Below are 21,835 nucleotides of genomic sequence, written 5' to 3' on the forward strand. Positions count from 1 at the left end.
GGGTCAGCGGGACCGCTTGGCCAGCCGCTCGACGTCGAGCAGGATCACCGCACGGGCCTCCAGCCGCAGCCAGCCGCGGCCGGCGAAGTCGGCGAGGGCCTTGTTGACCGTCTCGCGGGAGGCGCCGACCAGCTGGGCCAGCTCCTCCTGCGTCAGGTCGTGCACGACGTGGATGCCTTCCTCCGACTGCACGCCGAAGCGGCGCGACAGGTCGAGGAGGGCGCGGGCGACACGGCCCGGCACGTCGGAGAAGACCAGGTCGGACATCTGGTCGTTGGTCTTGCGCAGGCGCCGGGCGACGGCGCGCAGCAGGGCCGTGGCCACCTCGGGGCGGACGTTCAGCCAGGGCTGGAGGTCGCCGTGCCCGAGGCCGAGGAGCTTGACCTCGGTCAGCGCGGTCGCGGTGGCGGTACGCGGGCCCGGGTCGAAGAGCGACAGCTCACCGATCAGTTCACCGGGGCCGAGGACCGCCAGCATGTTCTCGCGCCCGTCGGGGGAGGTGCGGTGGAGCTTCACCTTGCCCTCGGTGACCACATAGAGGCGGTCACCCGGGTCACCCTCATGGAACAGCGCGTCGCCGCGCGCGAGGGTCACCTCACTCATCGAGGCGCGGAGCTCCGCGGCCTGCTCGTCATCGAGCGCCGCGAAAAGCGGGGCGCGCCGCAGAACGTCGTCCACGAGTTCTCTCCTTGTCGGCCTGTTCAGGGAACCGTGGTCCCCATCATGCCGGACGGTAAAACAGTGCGATCGATCACAAACCAGTTTGACGCACGCGCGTGCCGGTGCGTACGGCAGGGGGCCGATTGGGGGTCGATCGCCGGTGCAGAGCGCGGATGCCGGGCGCGAGCGCTGGGCCGGGCGGGTGGCCGGACCACCGGTAGGAGTGCAGGCCAAGGGGGCTGACAGGGTGACAGCCGGCCGCGATTCCGCTGTGGGCGAACGGGCCGCCGAGGGTCAGGTAAATGCGACAAATGCCCTGCGGGAGGGGTGGGGCATTGGCGCGAGTGGCGCCCTTGGTGTGCGGGTCGGCCGGGCGGTGGGGGGCCCGCCCCGAGGGTCGGAGGGGGCTGGGAGGGGCTGCTCGCGACACGGGCGGCGCGCAGATACCCCCCTCTGGTACCCGTTTTGGGTTGACGACATACCCCCTAGGGGTATGTACTGCCCTGTGATTCCCCCTCCCGCCCCAACTGCCGAGGAGTCCGCCATGAACACCGCGCTGAAGATCACCGCCTTCACCGCCGGCCTCGCCACCGTCTTCGGCGCCTCGTACGGGATCGGCCACGCCACCGCCGACAGACCCCCGAAGCAGTCCACCGCCACCCACGCGGGGCACACCTCCACCGCCGCACCCTCGGATCCGGCTTCGCCGGGCGGCGAGGGCGCATCGGGCGGTGCCGGTCACCTGCCCGGTGGCCTGCAGATCTCCGAACGTGGCTACACGCTCAGCCTCGGCGACTCCTACGTCACCGCAGGCTCCCCCGTCGACCTGCGCTTCCGGATCCTCGGAGCGGGCGGCAAGCCCGTCATCGCTTACCAGCCCGCGCACGGCAAGGAGTTGCACCTCATCGTCGCCCCGCGCGACCTCTCCACGTTCCAGCACCTGCATCCCACCCGTGGCAGCGACGGCACCTGGCAGGCCCTGGCCGCCCTGCCCGCCGCCGGCGAGTACCGCGTCTTCGCCGACTTCACACCGGCCGGCGCCTCGCAGGGCCTCACCCTCGGCGCCGATCTGCATGCCGCCGGCGACCTGCGCCCCGTGCCCCCTGCCGCGACGGGCCGCACCGTCACCGTCGACGGCTACCGCGTCACCCTGGCCGGCGACCTCACGCCCGGCCGCTCCACCCGGCTCAGCCTCGCCATCGCCAAGGACGGCAGGCCCGTCACCGATCTCCAGCCCTATCTGGGGGCATACGGCCATCTGGTGGCCCTCCGGGCCGGCGACCTCGCCTACCTGCACGTCCATCCCGACGGTGAGCCCGGGGACGCCGGCACCGCACCCGGCCCGGACGTCACCTTCACCACCACCGCACCGAGCCGGGGCGCCTACCGCCTCTTCCTGGACTTCCGGCACGGGGGCGTGGTCCGCACCGCCGCCTTCACGGTCAACGCCACCGATGGCCGGGCCGAAGCGGCCAGTCCCTCCCTGCGGCCGTCCGCTTCCGCTTCCCCGGATCACGCCGGTGGTCATGAGCACTGAGACCACCGGCGGACACGGGAGAAACGCGACATCGTGACCGGCTCATGAACCGGCCCCGTGGGTTCGTCCCTTCGGCGTAGCCTTCGTGCATGGCAGAGAGCAAGGCCCGGAAGGCCACGGTCGAACCGGCGGTGAAGGCGGCTGCGAAGCCGGGGAATCCGGAGTCGCGTCTGGCGATGGTGCGGCGGGCGCGGAAGATCAACCGCGTCCTCGCGGAGACGTATCCGTACGCGCATCCCGAGCTGGACTTCGAGTCGCCGTTCGAGCTTCTGGTCGCGACCGTGCTGTCGGCACAGACGACCGACCTTCGGGTGAACCAGACGACGCCGGCACTGTTCGCGAGATACCCCACTCCTGAGGACATGGCGATGGCCGTCCCGGAGGAAATGGAAGAGATCATTCGGCCGACCGGCTTCTTCCGTGCGAAGACCAAGTCGCTCATAGGCCTCTCCGTCGCACTCCGGGACCGCTTCGGCGGCGAGGTGCCCGGACGCCTGTCGGATCTCGTGACGCTGCCCGGGGTCGGCCGCAAGACGGCCAACGTCGTCCTCGGCAACGCCTTCGGCGTTCCGGGCATCACGGTCGACACGCACTTCGGCCGGCTGGTCCGCCGCTGGAAGTGGACCGAGCAGGAGGATCCCGAGAAGGTCGAGGCGGACATCGCCGCGATCTTCCCCAAGAGCGAGTGGACCATGCTCTCGCATCGCGTCGTCTTCCACGGCCGCCGCGTCTGCCACGCCCGCAGGCCCGCCTGCGGCGCCTGCCCGGTCGCCCAGCTCTGTCCTTCGTACGGGGAGGGCGAGACGGACCCGGAGAAGGCCCGGAAGTTGCTGAAGTACGAGATGGGGGGCCAGCCGGGGCAGCGGCTCAAGCCCCCGTCGGACTATCCGGGCAGACCCGCCCCCGCCCTGGGCGCCGGCTGACACGGCGAGCCGCGCCGGAACGAAATGCGTGAGGACAGGCGTTGTGAAACGAGGGGTGCCTATGAAGACGCATGAACACAGCACGGACGCGTCCCGCAGCACGGCGGACGCGTCCCGCGACACAGCAGGCTCGTCCCGCGGTCCTGCAGGCGCGTCCCGCACTACCGCAGACGCTGCGCAGAGCGCCGCAGACACCGGACGCGGCACCGCAGCCGACGCGGCGATCGACGTCACGACGGAGGGCCTTCCCGGCTGGCTGGAGCCCGTCGCCCGGGCGGCGCGGACCGTCGAGCCACAGCAGCTCAGCCGCTTCCTGCCGCCCGCGAACGGTGCCGGGCGGCAGTCCGCCGTGCTCGTCCTCTTCGGCGAGGGCGCCCGCGGACCCGAGCTGCTCCTGATGGAGCGGGCCGGAAGCCTGCGTTCCCACCCCGGCCAGCCCTCCTTCCCCGGCGGCTCCCTGGACCCGGCCGACGGTGACCAGGAGACGACGGGGCCACTGCGGGCCGCGCTGCGCGAAGCCGAGGAGGAGACCGGCCTCGATCCGCGCGGGGTGCAGCTCTTCGGGGTGCTGCCCCGGCTCTACATCCCCGTGAGCAGCTTCGTCGTGACGCCAGTCCTCGGCTGGTGGCGTACGCCCAGCCCGGTGGGGGTCGTCGATCCCGCCGAGACCGCCCGGGTCTTCACCGTCCCCGTGGCCGATCTCACGGACCCGGCCAACCGGGTGACCACGGTCCATCCCAGCGGCCATCGAGGCCCGGCATTTCTGGTCGAATCCGCACTCGTATGGGGGTTCACGGCCGGGGTGATCGACCGGATTCTGCACTTCGCAGGCTGGGAGCGCCCCTGGGACAGGGCCAAGCAGGTGCCGCTCGACTGGCGCGCATGACAGGCTGACTCCCGTGCTCCGCTGCTCCGGGCCTTCCCGGCCGCGCGGAGACGTACGGGCCCGGTGACGAATCTGCGAGGCAATAGACGGTGAACGTGCTGGACATCCTGCTGCTGGTCGCCGCCGTGTGGTTCGCGGTCATCGGCTACCGCCAGGGGTTCGTCGTCGGCATTCTGTCGGTGATCGGGTTCCTGGGCGGCGGTCTCGTCGCTGTGTACCTGCTGCCCATCCTGTGGGACCAGGTGACGGACGGCTCCGAGGTCTCGTCGACCGCGGCCATCGTCGCGGTTGTCATCGTGATCGTGTGCGCCTCGGTGGGCCAGGCCTTCACCACCCACCTGGGGAACAAACTCCGCCGGTACATCACGTGGTCGCCCGCGCGTGCCGTCGACGCGACCGGCGGAGCCCTCGTCAACGTCGTCGCGATGCTGCTGGTGTCCTGGCTCATCGGCTCCGCGCTGGCCGGTACGTCGCTGCCCACGCTGGGCAAGGAGGTCCGCAGCTCCTCGGTCCTGCTCGGCATCTCCCGGGTGATGCCGCCCCAGGCCTCCACCTGGTTCACGGACTTCTCCTCGGTCCTCGCGCAGAACGGTTTCCCGCAGGTCTTCAGCCCGTTCGCCAACGAACCGATCACCGAGGTGAGGGCCCCCGACCCGGCTCTGGCAGGCAGCCCCGTCGCGGCCCGCGCCAAGGAGTCGATCGTGAAGGTCGTCGGTACGGCCCCGAGCTGCGGCAAGGTCCTCGAAGGCACCGGCTTCGTCTTCTCCGACCGCCGCGTGATGACCAACGCCCACGTCGTCGGCGGCGTCGACGAGCCGACCGTGCAGATCGGCGGCCAGGGGCGGCTGTACGACGCCAAGGTCGTCCTCTACGACTGGCGCCGCGACATCGCCGTACTCGACGTGCCGGACCTCGACGCGAAGCCCCTGCAGTTCACCGACACCGACAACGACGCCGCGACCGGGAACAGCGCGATCGTCGCGGGGTTCCCGGAGAACGGCTCGTACGACGTGCGATCCGCGCGCGTCCGGGCCCGCATTGACGCGAACGGGCCCGACATCTACCACCGCGGCACCGTCCGGCGCGATGTGTACTCGCTCTTCACGACGGTCCGTCAGGGCAATTCCGGCGGCCCGCTGCTGACACCCGAAGGCAAGGTGTACGGAGTCGTCTTCGCCAAATCGCTCGACGATCCCGACACCGGTTACGCGCTCACGGCCGACGAGGTCCGCCAGGACATCACGCAGGGCCGGACCGCCAACCAACAGGTCGACAGCCAGGGGTGCGCACTCTAGGGCTGTCTGTCCCGCAGTTCCTGGCGGGCGCGCGACGACAGCTACGGCACCTCGCCGCGTAGTCGAAACGCCCGGATACGTCCAGGATGCGGGCGACTCTCCTCCTTGGGAAGTACCGCGCTGACGCCGCGCGCTGGTCCACCAGAATTGCGGGACAGCCCTCGGGGCCTCTCGGCCCCGGCCCCATGACGGTCGCTTCCGCTTGCTGACGCGGACATGGCGCTGCGAAGGAGGGCGACGAGGACATGGCGCTGCGAGGAGGGCGAACGGGAGTCGTTCGCCCTGGGCCCTTTGCGCCGGCCGGTGGATCGTCCCCCGTGCAGCCTTGATGGCCGGTGTCCTGGTGCTCCGCCACGAAGTCCCGCGGCAGGGACTCCTCGGCGGGGCCGAGCCGGCTGTCGAGGAGCAGCGGCTCAGAGGGGTGTCGTCCGGGCAGCGCTCAACGCCTTCGAGCGAGGCTTTGACCACCCCTGGGTGAGGCCCTGCTCCCTGCCGTACGGAACCTCTGGGTCATCCCCGTGGATGGCGCAGCCGCGCCGATACCCAGCGGGCCCGGCGGCGGAGAATGCGCGGAATGCCGAGCCGGGGATCATGCAGAACATGCATAGCGTGCACCCGGCCCTGGAGGCCGCCCCCCTCATGAGTGCCCGGAGCCGCCGTAGCGGTCGAGCGACGATTGCGTGCTGCGTCACCGAAGTCGTGCGTCCAGCCCATACCCGGACGTCTGCCCGTGACGCATGGTCGGTAATCGCGCGTCCGCCAGCCAATTGGCCTATGCGGCAGGCAAGTGGCTGTTCGTCGGACGCGTGTGCCCATCGGCTAGCGGTCGGGCTCGGAATCCTTGAGCCAGTTGATGAGTTCGGCCGAGAACCCGGCCGGATCCTCCTCGTGGGGGAAGTGCCCCAGACCGTCGAAAAGTCGCCACCGGTACGGTGCCTCGACGTATTCGCCGGAACCCGCCGAACTCCGGGTGCGGACCGCCGGATCGAGTGAACCGTGCAGATGCAGGGTCGGCACCCGCACCGGTCGCTTCATGCGCCGGTTGAACTGGATGCCGTCCGGACGCGCCAACGAGCGCACCATCCAGCGGTACGGCTCGACCGAGCAGTGCGCGGTCGACGGAATGGACATGGCACGCCGGTAGACGTCCAGCGCCGCGTCGTCCGGGAAATCCGCTGTCCCCGGGCCCGCCCAGTCACGGATCAACCGCCCCACCAACGCGGCTTCGTCCGCCACGAGCTGACGCTCCGGCACCCACGGCCGCTGGAAGCCCCAGATGTACGAACCCGCACGGGACTGCGCGAAGTCGGAGAGCATCGAGGAACGCCAGCGGCGCGGATGCGGCATGGAGGAGACCACCAGCCTGCGCACCAGCTTGGGGCGCATCACCGCGGCCGTCCAGGCCAGGTAGCCGCCCATGTCGTGGCCGACCAGTGCGGCGTCCGGCTCGCCGAGCGAGCGAATGACGCCGGTGATGTCGAGCGCCAGGTTGGCGGGGTCGTAACCGCGGGGCGTCCGGTCGCTGCCGCCCACTCCGCGCAGGTCCATCGCCACGGCCCGGAAGCCCGCGTCGGCGAGTGCCGGGAGTTGGTGGCGCCAGGTCCACCAGAACTGCGGAAAGCCGTGCAGGAGCAGGACCAGCGGCCCTTCACCCATTTCGGCGATGTGGAAGCGGGCGCCGTTGGCCGCGACGTCCCGGTGGGTCCAGGGGCCGTCGATGCGTACGGGGCCGCCGGCCGTGGCGGCGGGGCCCTGCGGGCCACCGGGGGCCGGTGCGGGCGGGGTGGGGGCGGGGCCTGCCGGACCAGCCGGCTTCCCCGGACCTGCCCGGTCTTCCGGGCTCACCGGGTGGAACGCGCTGGAATCGGGGACCGTCATGTGGATGAGCGTGCCACAACAGACGCCTTGTCCTGGACCGGACGGTTCTCGATGGCCTTGTCCGCAACTGTGCTGCCGCCCACTGGCAGGATCACGTCCGCGCCGACGCTCGCACGCGGGTGCGGCTTGACCCCCTGCAGGACCGCGGCCGTCTGCTTTGCCGAGGCGATGGACTTCTCCGGCGGCTTGACCTTCTTGAACTTGGCGTAGCCGAAGAGCGCGAGCAGGATCCCCAGCAGGATGAACGCACCGCCCACGATCAGGAACGACCAGGCGAGCCCCAGTCCCAGGTTGTGGATTCCGTACGCGGCCGCGAAGCTCAGCACCGGGATCGCGAACAGAATCAGCACACCCGTGACCATGAACGCCACGCTGCCGGTGACGCCGCGCTTGACGTCCTGTCGCACCTCGGCCTTGGCCAGGGCAATCTCGTCGTGCACCAGAGCTGACAGTTCGGCCGTCGCCGAGGCGACCAACTGACCGAGACTGCGGTCGGCGCTGCCCGCGTAATTGCCGGGGTCGCTCATCCCTGACTCCCTCTCCTGTTCAACACATCCGATGTCAGATCATGCCGGACTGTCCGGCTTGCTGCTCGCTGCCCCCGCCAGTTGCGCAAGGCGGCGGTGCTCGGCCGCTTTCCTCTCGTACAGCGCAGCCATCCGCAGGTGGTACTCCGGATCGTCCTGCTCGTAGATGTCCGGAACCCCGGACGCGTCCTCGTCGAGTTCCTCGGCGTCGAACAGCGCCCGGTATCTGCGTACCCGCAGTTTGAGCAATACACCGGAGAGTACGGCGGCAATCAAGGAACCGATGAGAACCGACGCCTTGACCTCGTTGATCATGTCGTCGTCGCCGGTGAAGGCGAGCTCCCCGATCAGCAGCGAGACGGTGAAGCCGATGCCGGCGAGCGAGGCGACCGCGAAGACATCGGCCCAGGCCAGGTCCTTGTTGAGCTCCGCCCTGGTGAACCGGGTGGCCAGCCACGTACCGCCGAAGATGCCGATCGTCTTGCCGGCGACGAGTCCGAAGACCACGCCGAGCGTTTCGGGCCGGGTGAACACGCCGGCCAGCGCGCCGCCGGAGAGGGAGACCCCGGCGGAGAAGAGTGCGAACAGAGGTACGGCGAAACCGGCCGACAGGGGGCGGACCAGGTGCTCGATGCGTTCGCCGGGTGAGCGTTCCTCGCCCTCGCGCCGGGTGCAGCGCAGCATCAGGCCCATGGCGACGCCGGCGATGGTGGCGTGGATGCCGCTGTTGTACATCAGCCCCCAGATGACCAGGGCGAGCGGTACGTAGACGTACCAGCCCCGGACGTCGAACCGCAGCAGCAGGTAGAAGAGGGCCAGGCCGGCGAAGGCGCCGATGAGTGCGACGAAGTCGATGTTCTCGGTGAAGAAGACCGCGATGATCAGGATGGCGAAGAGATCGTCGACGACGGCGAGGGTCAGCAGGAACGCGCGGAGCGCGGCCGGAAGGGAGGTGCCGATGACGGCGAGGACGGCGAGTGCGAAGGCGATGTCGGTGGCTGTGGGGACGGCCCAGCCGTCCGTGGACCCGTCGCCGACCACGTTCACCAGCGTGTAGACGACCGCCGGTACCGCCATTCCGCACAGTGCGGCGACGACCGGGAGTGCGGCCGCCTTGGGGTCGCGCAGTTCACCCGCGACGAGTTCGCGCTTGAGCTCGACTCCCGCGACGAAGAAGAAGACGGCGAGCAGCCCGTCGGCCGCCCAGTGCGCCACGGACAGATGGAGCCCGAGCCTCTCGGGCCCGAAGTGGAAGTCGCTGACGGTCGAGTAGCTCGATCCGAAGATGTTTGCCCAGACGAGGGCGGCCACGGCGGCGACGAGCAGGATGACTCCGCCGACTGTCTCCGTACGCAGAGCCTCGGTGAGGTAGTTGCGCTCGGGGAGCGACAGGCGTCCCAGGAAGGTGCGGCGGGGGGAGGGGGGCGCGGGTGAGGGCGTGGCCACGGGGGGAGACCTCCGGGTCGGTACGGCAGCGATGGCATGGCTGATGCACTTGCCGACCAGACTTCCCGGCACACCCTGTGGAGATTTCTTATCGTTTTGTTGATCAGCTGCCACTGTACCCGGGGTGCTCGGGGCTGTAACCGGTGATCGCCACCCTAAAGGCCCGAAGGGCATCCGGCGCGTTGCCGGATGCCCTTCGGGAGGTGTACTGCCTCGGGTCTTTTGGGGCCCGGGGACCGAGGGGGCCGGAGCCTCAGTCCTCGGAGGAGGACTGAGGCAGCTGGGTCTGGATGAGGTCCATGACCGAGGAGTCGGTCAGCGTCGTGACGTCGCCCAGGGCGCGGTTCTCCGCGACGTCGCGCAGCAGACGCCGCATGATCTTGCCGGAGCGGGTCTTCGGCAGCTCGGCCACCGGCATGATCCGCTTGGGCTTGGCGATGGGCCCGAGTGTGGTGCCGACGTGGTTGCGCAGCTCCGCGACCAACTCGTCGGAGGAGGTCGCGGTACCCCGCAGGATCACGAACGCGACGATGGCCTGACCGGTCGTCTCGTCCGCGGCGCCGACCACGGCGGCCTCGGCGACCGACGGGTGCGACACGAGTGCGGACTCGACCTCGGTGGTCGAGATGTTGTGCCCCGACACCAGCATCACGTCGTCGACGCGGCCGAGCAGCCAGATGTCGCCGTCCTCGTCCTTCTTGGCGCCGTCGCCCGCGAAGTACTTGCCCTCGAAGCGCGACCAGTAGGTGTCGAGGAAGCGCTGGTCGTCGCGCCAGATGGTGCGCAGCATGGAGGGCCACGGCTCGGTGAGGACGAGATAGCCGCCCCCGCCGTCCGGCACCTCACGTGCTTCGTCGTCGACGACGGTGGCCGAGATGCCCGGCAGGGCGCGCTGGGCGCTTCCCGGCTTGGTCTCGGTGACCCCGGGGAGCGGCGAGATCATCATCGCGCCGGTCTCGGTCTGCCACCAGGTGTCGACGATGGGGCACGTGTCGGCGCCGATGTGCTTGCGGTACCACATCCACGCCTCGGGGTTGATCGGCTCACCGACCGAACCGAGGACGCGCAGCGACGACAGGTCGAACTTGGCGGGGATGTCGTCACCCCACTTCATGAACGTACGGATCGCGGTCGGCGCGGTGTAGAGGATCGTGACGCCGTACTTCTGCACGATCTCCCAGAAACGCCCCTGGTGCGGGGTGTCGGGCGTGCCCTCGTACATGACCTGCGTCGCACCGTTGGCCAGCGGGCCGTAGACGATGTACGAGTGCCCGGTCACCCAGCCGATGTCGGCGGTGCACCAGTAGACGTCGGTCTCCGGCTTGAGGTCGAAGACCGCGTGGTGGGTGTACGCCGCCTGCGTGAGGTAGCCGCCGGACGTGTGCAGGATGCCCTTGGGCTTCCCGGTGGTGCCCGACGTGTACAGGATGAAGAGAGGCTGCTCCGCCTCGAACGCCTCGGGGGTGTGCTCGGTGGACTGACGCGCGGTGATCTCGTGCCACCAGACGTCGCGACCCTCGGTCCAGGCGGTGTCCTGACCGGTACGGCGGACAACGAGGACATGCTCGACGCTCTCGATGCGGGAGACGGCGTCGTCGACCGCGGGCTTGAGCGCGGACGGCTTGCCGCGGCGGTATCCGCCGTCGGAGGTGATGACGACCTTCGCGTCCGCGTCCTGGATGCGCGCGGCGATGGCGTCGGCGGAGAAGCCGCCGAAGACGACCGAGTGCGCGGCACCGATGCGGGCGCAGGCCAGCATCGCGACGGCGGCCTCGGGGATCATCGGCAGGTAGACGGCGACGCGGTCGCCCTTGCCGACGCCGAGCTCGGTGAGGGCGTTGGCGGCGCGGGAGACCTCGTCCTTCAGCTCGGCGTAGGTGATGGCACGGCTGTCGCCCGGCTCGCCCTCGAAGTGGATGGCGACCCGGTCACCATTGCCCGCCTCGACGTGCCGGTCGACGCAGTTGTACGCGACGTTGAGCTCGCCGTCCGCGAACCACTTCGCGAAGGGCGGGTTGCTCCAGTCGAGCGTCTCGGTCGGTTCGGTGGCCCAGGTCAGGCGGCGGGCCTGCTCGGCCCAGAAGCCCAGCCGGTCCGCCTTGGCCTGCTCGTACGCCTGCGCTGTGACGTTGGCGTTCGCGGCCAGATCGGCAGGCGGTGCGAACCGCCGCTCCTCTTTGAGCAGATTGGCCAAGCTTTCGTTGCTCACGACATCTCCCATTCCCAGGGTGTCCGTTGTGTCCCGGGGCATAGCTCATCAGGCCCAGGGCCGGGTGACAAGTGTCTGCCGGGAATTGGTTTAGACCTGTGTCTTCGTGTATGGAGGCACGATCCCGCTTCCGCGGCGGGTGATGCGGTACTGCAGGTTGTTCGTCCGTGGTGCTGGGTACGGTGCGGTGCGCTGATGCGTGGCGCGGCGCGGAGTGCAGTGTCGCGGAAGCGGGACCACAAGGTCTCACGGGCCCGGGGAGTATGTGGTTCAGGCGCCGGTGCGCGCCAGTTCGGCTGGATGGGATGGACCAGCCGGGTCAGTTGAAGGAGCTGGATGGGACGGAGCGGACGGCCTGATCGGGTCGAACACCTCGTCGAGCCCGCTGCCGGCCCCCGCACCCTCGGTCAGCAGATACGACTGAGCCTCGGCCACGTGGAAATACATGCCATGGAGCTGGAGGGTGCCTTCGGCCAGGCGCCGCGACACGGACGTATGGGCCCGCAGATGGTCGAGCTGCTGGACGACGTTGGTGAGGCAGAGCTGCTCCACCGCATCGGCCGGCAGCCGGCCGGAGATCCGGGCCCAGGCCCGCTGGCGCGAGGACATCCTCTCCAGGCTGGGGAGCCCGTGTCGGAGCCACCGCCAGAGAGCGGATTCCGGGCCGTCCGGCCTGGTGCCCAACAACGCGTTCATCGCACCGCAGCCGGAGTGCCCGCAAACGGTGATGGACTCGACTCCGAGCACATCCACGGCGTACTCGATGGCCGCGCCGACCGAGTGGTCGCCGGCCTCCGACTCGGGTGGTGGCACGAGATTGCCGATGTTGCGGACGGTGAATAGGTCGCCGGGGCCGCTTGCTGTGATCATGCTCGTGACCAGCCGGGAGTCTGCGCAGGTGATGAACAGCTGCGACGGCCGCTGCCCTTCCTCGGCAAGTCTCGCGAGTTCCTCGCGGACCAGCGGAGCAGTATTGCGCTGGAACGAGCTGAGGCCGCTGACCAGCCGTTGACTGGCGGTCGGGCCCGGCCGGGCGGCCACATGATCAGGAGTGAAATTGCCTGAGCGTTCCGGTGTGGGAGGAGACGTGTGTCCCTCAGCGTGAGCGAGTGCTTCCGAGGTGGGGCCGGGGTGGGATCGTGTCCCGTCCGAGTTATGTGTGCTCCGGCTCGTCTGATCGAGGGCAGGTGCTGGTTCCGGTGCGCCGGTAGTGGGGGGCACGGGAATCGTGTCTGCCACAGCCGGCGCAGCAGCAGTCGCGTGAGCCGCTGTGCGCGTACTCGTACCGCTGTCGTGCGCGCGCGTTCCCGCGCCGACGACGGGCACGTGCTCAAGGCGGTCGTGGCAGTGGTGGTTGCGCCAGGGGGTCCAGGGGCGGCAGCAGGAGTGCGCGGCAGAGGCGGGTTCGGCGATCCTTCCACCGGACCTGCCGGTGAAGGCGACGCGACCACCGTGGGCGGCATGAGCGTTGCTCCAGTCATGGATCAGCTCGTACGCGGCGTGATCCATGAAGAAGCCGTCCAGTTCGAGGACCACGTCCGCGTCCTGAGGCAACTGGCCCAGTGCTCTGCTGAGGCGAGGCACGGCGAGGAACGTCAACTGCCCGCGCACCACGACCAGATGTTCTCCACCGTGGCTGGAAACGGTGATCCGGGTACGGGCAAGCCGGTGCAGGGCGACGGCCACGGCGACAGCGATACCGATCGCCACCCCCTTGAGCACGCCGAAGAGCAGCACGCCGGTGATCGTCGCTCCGTACACCAGGAATTCCCGGTGCCTGTGCACGTTGCGGATGTGGGCGAAATTCACCATCTGGATGCCGACCACCATGACGAGCGCGCCGAGGGCGGCCAGCGGGATCCACTCCAGCACGGTGACCAGCAGGCCAGTGGCGAGCAGGACCCAGACGCCGTGCAGGACGGTGGAGGCGCGACTGGTCGCTCCGGCCCTTACGTTCGCCGAGCTGCGCACCGCGCCGCCGGAGACCGCCAGCCCACCGAGCAGACCGGACACGGTGTTGGCGATGCCCTGTGCGCGTAGCTCCCGGTCGAGGTCGGAGCGTCTGATCCGGGGTGCGCCCGCGGCGGAGTTCGCCTCGGGGGCATCAGCGGTGTGTCCACCGGGCTGACCGCCGTCACTCCTGATGGCGGGCCCGGTTGACCGCTCGCGGTTCCTGTCGGCTGTCAGCTTGTCCACCGCCACGGCGGCGAGCAGGGATTCCAGGCTCGCCACCAGCATCATGGTGAATACGGCCGTTGCCAGGCCGAGCACGGGGCCCTGGGGCATTTCGGGCAGTGCGTGCGAGCGCCAGGACGGCAGGTCGACCCGAGCGATCGAGGGGGCGGCGAGCGCGGCCACCGCGGTCGCCATGGCGACCGAAGCCAGGGCTGCGGGGACTCGCCGCATGATTCGCCCGGCCCGCCCGGGGACCCGCGGCCACAGCACCAGAATCGCGACGGTCAGGCCGCCGATCAATGGAGCGGCCGGCCCCACACGCTCCAACTGTGCGGGCAGAAGCAGGGCGTTGGAGAGGGCTGAGCTCTGGGGGGAACCGCCGAGCACGATGTGCAGTTGAGCGAGTGCGATCGCTACGCCGATCCCGGCGAGCGTGCCGTGGACGATGGCGGGACTGACGGCCAGCGCGCTTCGCGCGGCCCTCAGCGAGCCCAGCACCATTTGCAGCAGACCTGCGCCGATGGTGATCGCGCAGGTGGTGCGCCAGCCGTAGATCTGAATCAACTCGGCTGTCACCACGGTCAGTCCGGCGGACGGGCCGGAGACCTGCAGAGGGGTGCCGCCGAGCAGTCCGGCGACGATGCCGCCGACGGCGGCGGAGATGAGGCCTGCCTCCAGCGGCGCATCCATGGCGACGGCGAGGCCGAGCGACATGGGGACGGCGAGCAGGAAGACAGTGATCGATGCGGACAGATCGGCGCCCGCGATGCGGAAGCGTCCGCCGCGATGCGGCGGTGGCGGGCTGTGTGGTCGCTTGACTCCCGAGGATCGGGGAGGTCGCGAACTGCGGGATGAGTGGTCATGACGAGTGGGGACGCAGGCAGACATGTTTCCCGTCTCCTCCGGGGCAGCGCGGTCGCGGAACGTGGGACGCGGCCGTGGGTCACGGCGTGCAGCGGCGGGATATCTCAACTCTCGGTAAACAGATCGTAATGGAGAGTAAAGATGCGTGTCCAGGATTAAGGGCAAATGGGTCGTTCAAGCACCCGTTCCAGTGAATAGGCAGCTTTTCATGCGGCCTGTCGCCCGGATTTGTGTGCGGTTCGTGCGACTTTGGCCGCGCCGTGTCGGCACTTCAGCGCTGGTTACCTGCAAGGAAGAGGGTGGGCGGATGTTGGCCGCCACGAAGAGGTTCGCCTTGGGCGTCATGGCCGTTGCACTGGTCGCGGGAGTGGCCGGCTGCACTGGTGCGAGCTCCGGCCCGATCGATTCCGGCCCCAGTGCGGCGAACGGTGCAGCGGGGGCGAAGAAGAAGGCGCCCGAAGCGGCCCCCAAGAGCGCGGTCCGGCTCATCGGTGACGGTTCGACCGCCTTCACCGGTGCCCAGCCGAAGCAGCCGGCTGTGCATCGCCTGGCGGCAGGCCAGAAACCACCTCAGTTCGTGGTGTTCTCCTGGGACGGCGCCGGGGAGGACAGCCAGCGGCTCTTCTCCCACTTCCGTGAGGTGGGCAAGAAGTACCACGCGAACATGACGTACTTCCTGAGCGGCGTGTATCTGCTGCCGGAGGCGAAGCGCAAGCTCTACGACCCGCCCAAGCACAACGCGGGCAGTTCCGACATCGGTTTCAACGACACGGCGGGCATCCGCGACACCCTTGCGCAGGTCCGCGGCGCCTGGCTGGACGGCAACGAGATCGGCACCCACTTCAACGGACATTTCTGCGGCAACGACGGCGGCGTCGGCACGTGGTCCGTCGACGAGTGGAAAAGCGAAATCAGCCAGGCGAAGTCGTTCGTCAAGGCCTGGAAGAGCAACGATCCGGACCTCAAGGGCGAGAAGTCGCTGCCCTTCGACTACGACAAGGAACTGATCGGCGGCCGCACGCCCTGTCTTGAGGGGCAGAAGAACATGGTGGCGGCGGCGCGCTCGATGGGCTTCCGCTACGACTCCAGTGGGGTCAACGACCAGGTCTGGCCGAAGAAGAAGGACGGCATCTGGGATCTCTCGATGCAGCTCGTCCCGGTGCCGGGGCGCGAGTTCGAAACCCTGTCGATGGATTACAACTTCATGTTCAACCAGTCCGGCACGACGCAGGGCGATCCGGACCAGCACGAGTACTGGGGCAATCAGATGCGGGACGGTCTGATCCAGGCCTTCGACCGAGCCTACGACGGGAACCGCGCCCCGCTGATCATTGGCAACCACTTCGAATCGTGGAACGGCGGCACGTACATGCGCGCCATCGAGGAGACGATCGAGACGGTGTGCACCAAAGAGGGCGTGCGCTGCGTGTCCTTCAGGCAGCTTGCGGACTGGTTGGACGCGCAGGACCCGGCCACGCTCGCCAAACTCGGCACGCTGAAGGTCGGCAAGGCGCCGAAGCCCGGTTGGGCGTCCTTCCTTGCCGGGGCTGCGAGCCCCGGCAAGGAAGAGGACGGGGACCAGCGCCCTGGTCACGCTGAGGCGAAGGCGCCCGCCGGGTCCGCGGGTCACAAGGCCGACCGCTAACTTGATCTTTAACCTGTGCGGCGTGGACGTGGAGTCGTTGACTTTTTCGTTCGTCGCTTGGCGGAACCTGGTTTGCCGACTGTGTGCACGTCATAGCGGGCAGTGGGCTGGTCGTTCTTGCGGCCGGGTGGGCGTCCTGGACCGGGCCGGGCGGTTTTCGGTGCTCCGGCTGGGCAGGCGGCCTTCGTGCGGAGGTGCCGAAAGTCGCGGCGGACTCGGGCGGGGGTGAGTCTGTCGGGCGGGGCCGGCTTCTCCCACGGCCGTCGGAGGTCTGCCGCCAGTGGGCGTGCGAGCCGGAGCTGAGTGAACGCGGCGACGATCAGCCAGGTCCAGCGATCGGCGGCTTCGGGGCTGCGGATCTTCGGGCAGGTCCAGCCCAGGGTCTGTTTGAAGAGCCGGAAGGTGTGTTCGATGTCGAAGCGTCGCAGGAATGCCTGCCAGAGCAGGTCGACGTCGGCCGTTGTGGCGTCGGTGCCTGACCACCACAGCCAGACCGGCTTCGGTGTCGCGCCGCTGGGCAGGTGCTCGACCCGCAGCCGGATCACGGTGCCCTCGATGACCGGCAGGGCACCCAGCTCGGCGGTCCAGGCCGAGCGGTGGGTCAGTCTCGGGTGGAGCCGGTCCCAGGCCCGTGCGACGGCAGTGCCGTAAAGGCGTGTCGCAGTCACCGTCTGCGCGTCGGGGGCGCCCCAGGTGGCCGGGTCACCGAACACGAACTCGCCGCCGTGACGGGGCGGCCGCCCTCGGAGACGGGGCTCACGGGGTGGTACCGCGCGTCGAAGTACGCGGTCCGAGCGCATCCGGCCCAGCACCTGCACCGGCAGGTCCTTCAGCAGGAAGGCCAGACGTGGCACGTCGTATCCGGCGTCCACCACGATCAGGATCTCCGGGTCGCCGTCTTTCCACTGCCCGGCTGTGATGAGCCGTTCGATGAGCTCGCGCATCTGCCTGGCGGTGACGGTGGCAGCGTCGTCGCCCGGTGCCAGACGTAGTGCGTCCAGTGGTGCGGTCCAGGAACTGCGGCCCGTCTCAAGCGCGCAGATCACCGAGTACGGCCAGCCGGGAACTGGGATGTGCTGGTCCTTGCCCCGGCCGTAGGTATGGCACAGGATTCGCTGCGGTGAGGTGTGGGCGCTGGGCCGCAGCCAGCAGGTGAGGTCGGCGGCAAGGACGAGGCGGCCGTCCGACGCGCGCGGCAGCGGCATCGTGGCGAGGGCCCGTCGCAGCCGGGTGACATCGACCCGGCCTGCGGCCAGGGCGTCGTAGAGCCCGCCGTGTCCCCGCCGGTGTTCGCCGACCAATGACAGTTCCACCAGGGAACGGACCGGCCCGTCCGCGCACAACACCGCGTCCACGAGTTCGAACAGTCCATCCGCACGCCTGGTCAGACAGGAGTAGAACTCACCCCGGAAGCGTGACAGTCCCGCAATCGGATCCTGTCGGACGACGTGATGCGACAGACTCATCCCCACGGCCTTCGTGCTGAGCGTTGTGTGTTCCTTGGTCGGATCACATGCTCAGCCGAAGGCCGCCCGCATGTACCGCAGTTACCAGTCCGAGTGATCAAGTACGAGGACTCGTTCGGGCCCCGAGGTTAAAGATCAAGCTAAGGGCTGTCCCGCAATTCCTGGCGGGCGCACGACGACAGCTACGGCACCTCGCCGCGTTGTCGAAACGCCCGAATACATCCAGTACGCGGGCGCCTCTCCGCCTTGCGATGCGCCGCATCCGACGCCGCGCGCTGATCCACCAGGAATTGCGGGACAGCCCTGATGCGCACTGACCGCGGGCAGTCGTCCCGGCGCTCTGTTGCGGGGTGGAGCCGGTCGGGGTGGTGTTCCGGCGGTCCGTTCGGGGCGGCGCCGGTCGGGAGGGTGTCCCGTCGGTCGGTTGCAGGGTGGACGTGGACGCCACCCAGGGCCGGTCCGGCGGATCAAGGCAGGACAGGCCCTGGTGAAGGCGCTCAGGCGGGCTGGGCGGCCCCGGCCCGCGCGTACCGCTCGTCGAGCACGAAGGCGGGGTCGACCTGGGCAGCCAGGTCGACCCCGGTCTTCTCGTTGCCCCAGCTCTCCGCGTTCTTCAGATGGAAGTGCACCATCTGCCGCGTGTAGCGCTCCCAGTCCCGCTGTCCGTACGAGTCCTCCGCCGCGTTCTGCAAGGCCTGCAAGGCCATCCGGTTGTCCGCCTCCAGTAGCTCGAAGCGGGCGGGGCGCCCCTTCTCCATAGCTCGCACCCAGTCGGAATGACCGATGGTGACCAGCAGATCGTCGCCGACCTCGGCGCGCAGGAACTCCAGATCGTCCTCGCCCTGCACCTTGTTGCCGACCACCTTCAGCGCGACGCCGAAGTCCTGTGCGTACTCCTTGTACTGCCGATAGACCGACACGCCCTTGCGGGTGGGTTCGGCGACCAGGAAGGTCATGTCGAAGCGGGTGAACATCCCGGAGGCGAACGAGTCCGAACCGGCGGTCATGTCGACCACCACGTACTCCTCGGGGCCGTCGACGAGGTGATTGAGACACAGCTCGACCGCCCCGACCTTGGAGTGGTAGCAGGCCACCCCCAGGTCCGATTCGGTGAACGGCCCCGTGACCATCAGCCGGATGTCCCCGTCGTCGAGCCCGACCGTGCGGGCGCAGGCGTCGTAGACGGGGTTGTCCTCGCACACTCGCAGCAGCCGACTGCCCTCGCCCGGCGGCGTCGTCTTGATCATTGCCGCGGCCGAGGTGATGCGAGGATTGCTGCCCCGCAGATACTCCTTGATCAGTGGCAGCTGGGCCCCCATGGCCGGCAGCGCCGCTGCGTCTCGTTCATCGAGGCCGAGTGCGGCCCCGAGATGCTGGTTGATGTCGGCGTCCACTGCGACGACGTGAGCTTCATTGGCGGCAAGGTGGCGGATGAAGAGCGAGGACAGCGTGGTCTTGCCGCTGCCGCCCTTCCCTACGAAAGCGATCTTCATGTTCACCTAGGGTAGTCGCATGATTGCGCACTGCTGTCGCAGTTCGTGAAGAACACCACTCCGGACCGGCAGGTGAGCGAGGGGCGCGTAGCCTCGCTACTTATGAGTACGACTTCCTCGGATCCGCTCGCTGCCCTGGGGGCCCTGCCAGGTGTGCCCGATGCGGTGGACTCCGTGCGCAAGGCCGTCGACCGCGTCTACGGCCACCGTGTCATGCGTCGTCGCAGTAATGAGGTGACCGCCGAGGCGGCCCTGAGGGGCGCCCGGGGTTCGGCTGCTCTCTCCGGTGCCGACTGGAACCTCGAGGAGGTGCGCCGCCGTACCGACTTCAGTGGTGACGGCGAGGCGCACGTGATCGGGGCGGCGCTGCGATTGACGGCCGAAGCGGGGCAACTGCTCTCCATCTGGCGCCAGTCCCCCCTGCGAGTCCTCGCGAGGCTTCATCTGGTGGCGGCCGGAGGGGCGGCGCCGGAGGATGCTGTCGGACGGCCGAGGCTGGCGGGTGAGCCGGTGGACGAGCCGCTGATCGAGGCGCCCCTGCCGGGCGCCGACGAGGTTGCGGGTCGCCTTGAGGGGCTCAGCGGGCTCATTCTTTCGGGGACCGCGGCACCCGCTCTGGTGACGGCTGCCGTCGTGCACGGCGAGTTGCTGGCTCTGCGCCCCTTCGGCTCGTACAACGGCCTGGTGGCGCGGACCGCTGAACGGATCGTGCTGATCGGGAGCGGGCTCGACCCCAAGTCGATCTGCCCGGCCGAAGTAGGTCATGCCGAGCAGGGTCGGGCCGCCTACCTCGCCGCCTTCGACGCATATCTCTCGGGGACGCCGGAGGGGATGGCCGCCTGGATTGCTCATTGTGGGCGGGCCGCGGAATTGGGTGTCAGAGAGTCGACAGCGGTATGTGAGGCGCTTCAGCGGGGAGCGGCGTAGCGGTCGACGCGCGTGGGCCTCGGCGAGGTGCGTCGGTAAGCGGTCCGCCTCTGCTGGTCCGGCAGGCTCCGGCCGCTTCCTCGACGGAACGGGTCCCTTCGGCGTCAGGTGCAAAGGGTTGCGGCGGTACCGTTTTCGGTACCGCCGCTGGCATGTCCGCCCAGTTACCAAGCGTCCTCGAAGTATGCCCATCAGGTCGGGTGCTTTGCCCGTTCCTGGTGCGGCTGGCCCGTATTCGACGGGTCGACGTCGCGTGGGTGCCCGGCTTTCATGCGCGGTCCGTGGGGCCTTCTCTGCGTTACAGGTCATCCTCTCGGATGTCCTTGGTCTCGCGGGCCGTTGAGTCCTTTGTACTCCAGGCTCCGGGCGAGCGGTAGTGCTGGCCGGAGTTCTTTACTTTTAGGTTCAATTACGGACGAGTCGGTCCAATTCGCGAGAGCGGGCGCGGTTGCGGCTACGGCCGTGCGCGATAGCGGGGTGCGGGGTGCGGGGTGCGGCGTGCGGGGTGCCGGGTGAGGTGGGCTCGACGCTCGCGGGTGGGGCCGCCGACGTTCCGGTGCGGTCGAGGGCTTGGCTGCTGCGCGGGGCCGCAACTTCGTCTGCCCCGCCCGCGCAGAGCCGAGAGGTGTCCCGCGATTCCTGGCGGGCGCACGTCGAGGGCTCCGGCACCTCGCCGCGTTGTTGAAACGCCCGGATACATCCGGTATGCGGGCGCCTCTCCGTCTTGCGATGCACCGCTGCTGATGCCGCGCGCTGGTCCACCAGGAATCGCGGGACGGCCCTTGGTCAGGCCGTCGGAGCAATGGCGCGACGGCGGGCGGTGTACCAGACGAGCCCGGCTGTGAGAGCCGCTGCGCCCACAGCGGCAGCAGCGAGGAGAGCCGGCCGTGGCGGCATCGAGAGTGCGGGCAGCCGCTGTTTTAGCCGGACCGGTCGGTCGAAGACGAGAATCGGCCACTCCCGCAGCGTTGCCTCGCGTCGCAGCGCGCGGTCGGGATTGACCGCGTGCGGATGGCCGACGGATTCCAGCATCGGTACATCGGTGGCCGAATCGCTGTATGCGTAGCAGCGCGCCAGGTCGTAGCCCTCGGATACGGCGAGCGCCCTGATGGCCTCGGCCTTAGTCGGCCCGTACGCGTAGTACTCCACTTCGCCGGTGAAGCAGCCGTCATCGCCGACGACCATCCGGGTGGCGACGACGCGGTCGGCGCCCAGTAGCTCACCGATCGGTTCCACGACCTCGGCGCCCGAGGTCGACACGATCACCACATCGCGGCCGGCGGTGTGATGCTCCTCGATGAGCGTCGCCGCTTCGTCGTAGATGATTGGGTCGATCAAGTCGTGCAGGGTCTCGGCGACAATTTCCTTCACATGCCGCACGTTCCAGCCCTTGCAGAGGGATGAGAGATATTCACGCATCCGCTCCATCTGGTCGTGATCTGCACCTCCGGCAAGGAACACGAACTGTGCGTACGCGGTGCGCAGTACGGCGCGGCGGTTGATCAGCCCGCCTTGGTAGAAGGACTTGCTGAAGGTCAGCGTCGATGACTTCGCAATGACCGTCTTGTCCAGGTCAAAGAAGGCGGCTGTGCGCGGCAAGAAGCGGTTTTCCACAAGGCAGAGCATAGGGGCCCGCCATTCGGCGTAAACTCCGGTGTGTGAGTTTGCCTGAGAAGACTCTCGGGTACACCATGGAAGTCACGGATCGTTCGCGACCGTGCTAACCCGGTCCGACTCCTCCCCCCCCCGAGTCGGCCGTGGGGACGACCCCCGCTCTCCCCCCCGGCGGGGGTCGTCGCATGTCCGGACGCGGTTCTGCTGTTCGGACTCACGCATTTACCCTCTCTTCCGGCCGTGATGGCCTACGTCTGCGAGCGATGTACACCAGCGTGCATCGTCACGTT

Annotated in this window: 16 protein-coding genes; 6 read left to right on the plus strand and 10 right to left on the minus strand. The window is 68.9% G+C overall.

Going from position 1 to position 21,835, the window contains the following annotated elements; genetic code table 11:
* Positions 1 to 3: 3 nt before the first annotated feature.
* Positions 4 to 678, minus strand: coding sequence for a Crp/Fnr family transcriptional regulator (locus OG538_RS20065; RefSeq protein WP_123460131.1), 675 nt, complete (start codon positions 676 to 678; stop codon positions 4 to 6).
* A 526-nt stretch (positions 679 to 1,204) separates the two neighbouring features.
* Between OG538_RS20065 and OG538_RS20070 the strand changes: the two genes are divergently transcribed.
* From OG538_RS20070 to OG538_RS20085, 4 genes are all read left to right on the plus strand, one after another.
* Complete coding sequence (locus OG538_RS20070; RefSeq protein WP_406095485.1) at positions 1,205 to 2,197, plus strand: hypothetical protein; 993 nt, start codon at positions 1,205 to 1,207, stop codon at positions 2,195 to 2,197.
* A gap of 89 nt (positions 2,198 to 2,286) precedes the next feature.
* Positions 2,287 to 3,120 (plus strand): endonuclease III, encoded by an 834-nt coding sequence (gene nth, locus OG538_RS20075; RefSeq protein WP_406095487.1) that lies wholly within the window; start codon positions 2,287 to 2,289, stop codon positions 3,118 to 3,120.
* A 61-nt stretch (positions 3,121 to 3,181) separates the two neighbouring features.
* Positions 3,182 to 4,006, plus strand: a complete 825-nt coding sequence (locus OG538_RS20080; protein WP_406095489.1) for an NUDIX hydrolase — start codon at positions 3,182 to 3,184, stop codon at positions 4,004 to 4,006.
* Between the two features lie 89 nt (positions 4,007 to 4,095).
* Positions 4,096 to 5,301, plus strand: coding sequence for a MarP family serine protease (locus tag OG538_RS20085; RefSeq protein WP_406095491.1), 1,206 nt, complete (start codon positions 4,096 to 4,098; stop codon positions 5,299 to 5,301).
* A gap of 510 nt (positions 5,302 to 5,811) precedes the next feature.
* Here OG538_RS20085 and OG538_RS20090 read toward each other — a convergent pair.
* From OG538_RS20090 to OG538_RS20115, 6 genes are all read right to left on the minus strand, one after another.
* The gene (locus OG538_RS20090; RefSeq protein ID WP_406095493.1) at positions 5,812 to 6,015 is read right to left on the minus strand and encodes a hypothetical protein; all 204 of its coding nucleotides are present in this window, start codon (positions 6,013 to 6,015) and stop codon (positions 5,812 to 5,814) included.
* A gap of 105 nt (positions 6,016 to 6,120) precedes the next feature.
* Positions 6,121 to 7,179: an alpha/beta fold hydrolase gene (locus tag OG538_RS20095; RefSeq protein WP_406095495.1), complete on the minus strand. Its 1,059-nt coding sequence runs from the start codon at positions 7,177 to 7,179 to the stop codon at positions 6,121 to 6,123.
* Positions 7,176 to 7,706, minus strand: a complete 531-nt coding sequence (locus tag OG538_RS20100; protein ID WP_406095497.1) for a phage holin family protein — start codon at positions 7,704 to 7,706, stop codon at positions 7,176 to 7,178. The genes OG538_RS20095 and OG538_RS20100 overlap by 4 nt, the downstream gene beginning before the upstream one ends.
* 39 nt (positions 7,707 to 7,745) lie before the next feature.
* Positions 7,746 to 9,152, minus strand: a complete 1,407-nt coding sequence (nhaA, locus tag OG538_RS20105; protein WP_406095499.1) for a Na+/H+ antiporter NhaA — start codon at positions 9,150 to 9,152, stop codon at positions 7,746 to 7,748.
* Positions 9,153 to 9,405: 253 nt separating this feature from the next.
* Positions 9,406 to 11,403 carry an acetate--CoA ligase gene (gene acs, locus OG538_RS20110; RefSeq protein WP_406095501.1) on the minus strand — a complete coding sequence of 666 codons (1,998 nt, stop codon included), beginning with the start codon at positions 11,401 to 11,403 and terminating at the stop codon, positions 9,406 to 9,408.
* A 228-nt stretch (positions 11,404 to 11,631) separates the two neighbouring features.
* Entirely contained in the window at positions 11,632 to 14,424 is a 2,793-nt protein-coding gene (locus OG538_RS20115) for a bifunctional SulP family inorganic anion transporter/carbonic anhydrase (protein WP_406095503.1), read from the minus strand.
* A gap of 283 nt (positions 14,425 to 14,707) precedes the next feature.
* On the opposite strand from OG538_RS20115, the gene OG538_RS20120 reads away from it, so the two are divergent.
* A complete protein-coding gene (locus tag OG538_RS20120; protein ID WP_406100219.1) occupies positions 14,708 to 16,045 on the plus strand; it encodes a hypothetical protein in 1,338 nt (445 codons plus the stop codon).
* Positions 16,046 to 16,053: 8 nt separating this feature from the next.
* Here OG538_RS20120 and OG538_RS20125 read toward each other — a convergent pair whose 3' ends face one another.
* Both OG538_RS20125 and OG538_RS20130 read right to left on the minus strand, forming a co-directional pair.
* Complete coding sequence (locus OG538_RS20125; RefSeq protein WP_406093517.1) at positions 16,054 to 17,511, minus strand: NF041680 family putative transposase; 1,458 nt, start codon at positions 17,509 to 17,511, stop codon at positions 16,054 to 16,056.
* Between the two features lie 497 nt (positions 17,512 to 18,008).
* On the minus strand, positions 18,009 to 19,004 hold the full coding sequence (locus tag OG538_RS20130; protein ID WP_406095505.1) for an ATP-binding protein: 996 nt from the start codon (positions 19,002 to 19,004) through the stop codon (positions 18,009 to 18,011).
* A 102-nt stretch (positions 19,005 to 19,106) separates the two neighbouring features.
* On the opposite strand from OG538_RS20130, the gene OG538_RS20135 reads away from it, so the two are divergent.
* Positions 19,107 to 19,931 (plus strand): oxidoreductase, encoded by an 825-nt coding sequence (locus OG538_RS20135; RefSeq protein WP_406095507.1) that lies wholly within the window; start codon positions 19,107 to 19,109, stop codon positions 19,929 to 19,931.
* A gap of 786 nt (positions 19,932 to 20,717) precedes the next feature.
* On the opposite strand, the gene OG538_RS20140 is transcribed toward OG538_RS20135, so the two are convergent.
* A complete protein-coding gene (locus tag OG538_RS20140) occupies positions 20,718 to 21,557 on the minus strand; it encodes an HAD family hydrolase (RefSeq protein ID WP_406095510.1) in 840 nt (279 codons plus the stop codon).
* Positions 21,558 to 21,835: the final 278 nt, after the last annotated feature.

This window comes from Streptomyces sp. NBC_01013 (genome assembly GCF_045162765.1).
In the GTDB taxonomy this organism is placed as follows: domain Bacteria; phylum Actinomycetota; class Actinomycetes; order Streptomycetales; family Streptomycetaceae; genus Streptomyces.

Excerpts from the sequence above, each read along its gene's own strand:
- OG538_RS20070 (WP_406095485.1), top strand. The coding sequence starts at position 1,205 with ATGAACACCGCGCTGAAGATCACCGCCTTCACCGCCGGCCTCGCCACC.
- nth (WP_406095487.1), top strand. The coding sequence starts at position 2,287 with ATGGCAGAGAGCAAGGCCCGGAAGGCCACGGTCGAACCGGCGGTGAAG.
- OG538_RS20080 (WP_406095489.1), top strand. The coding sequence starts at position 3,182 with ATGAAGACGCATGAACACAGCACGGACGCGTCCCGCAGCACGGCGGAC.
- OG538_RS20090 (WP_406095493.1), bottom strand. The coding sequence starts at position 6,015 with ATGGGCTGGACGCACGACTTCGGTGACGCAGCACGCAATCGTCGCTCG.
- OG538_RS20095 (WP_406095495.1), bottom strand. The coding sequence starts at position 7,179 with ATGACGGTCCCCGATTCCAGCGCGTTCCACCCGGTGAGCCCGGAAGAC.
- OG538_RS20100 (WP_406095497.1), bottom strand. The coding sequence starts at position 7,706 with ATGAGCGACCCCGGCAATTACGCGGGCAGCGCCGACCGCAGTCTCGGT.
- acs (WP_406095501.1), bottom strand. The coding sequence starts at position 11,403 with ATGCCCCGGGACACAACGGACACCCTGGGAATGGGAGATGTCGTGAGC.
- OG538_RS20115 (WP_406095503.1), bottom strand. The coding sequence starts at position 14,424 with ATGTCTGCCTGCGTCCCCACTCGTCATGACCACTCATCCCGCAGTTCG.
- OG538_RS20120 (WP_406100219.1), top strand. The coding sequence starts at position 14,708 with ATGTTGGCCGCCACGAAGAGGTTCGCCTTGGGCGTCATGGCCGTTGCA.
- OG538_RS20125 (WP_406093517.1), bottom strand. The coding sequence starts at position 17,511 with ATGAGTCTGTCGCATCACGTCGTCCGACAGGATCCGATTGCGGGACTG.
- OG538_RS20130 (WP_406095505.1), bottom strand. The coding sequence starts at position 19,004 with ATGAAGATCGCTTTCGTAGGGAAGGGCGGCAGCGGCAAGACCACGCTG.
- OG538_RS20135 (WP_406095507.1), top strand. The coding sequence starts at position 19,107 with ATGAGTACGACTTCCTCGGATCCGCTCGCTGCCCTGGGGGCCCTGCCA.
- OG538_RS20140 (WP_406095510.1), bottom strand. The coding sequence starts at position 21,557 with ATGCTCTGCCTTGTGGAAAACCGCTTCTTGCCGCGCACAGCCGCCTTC.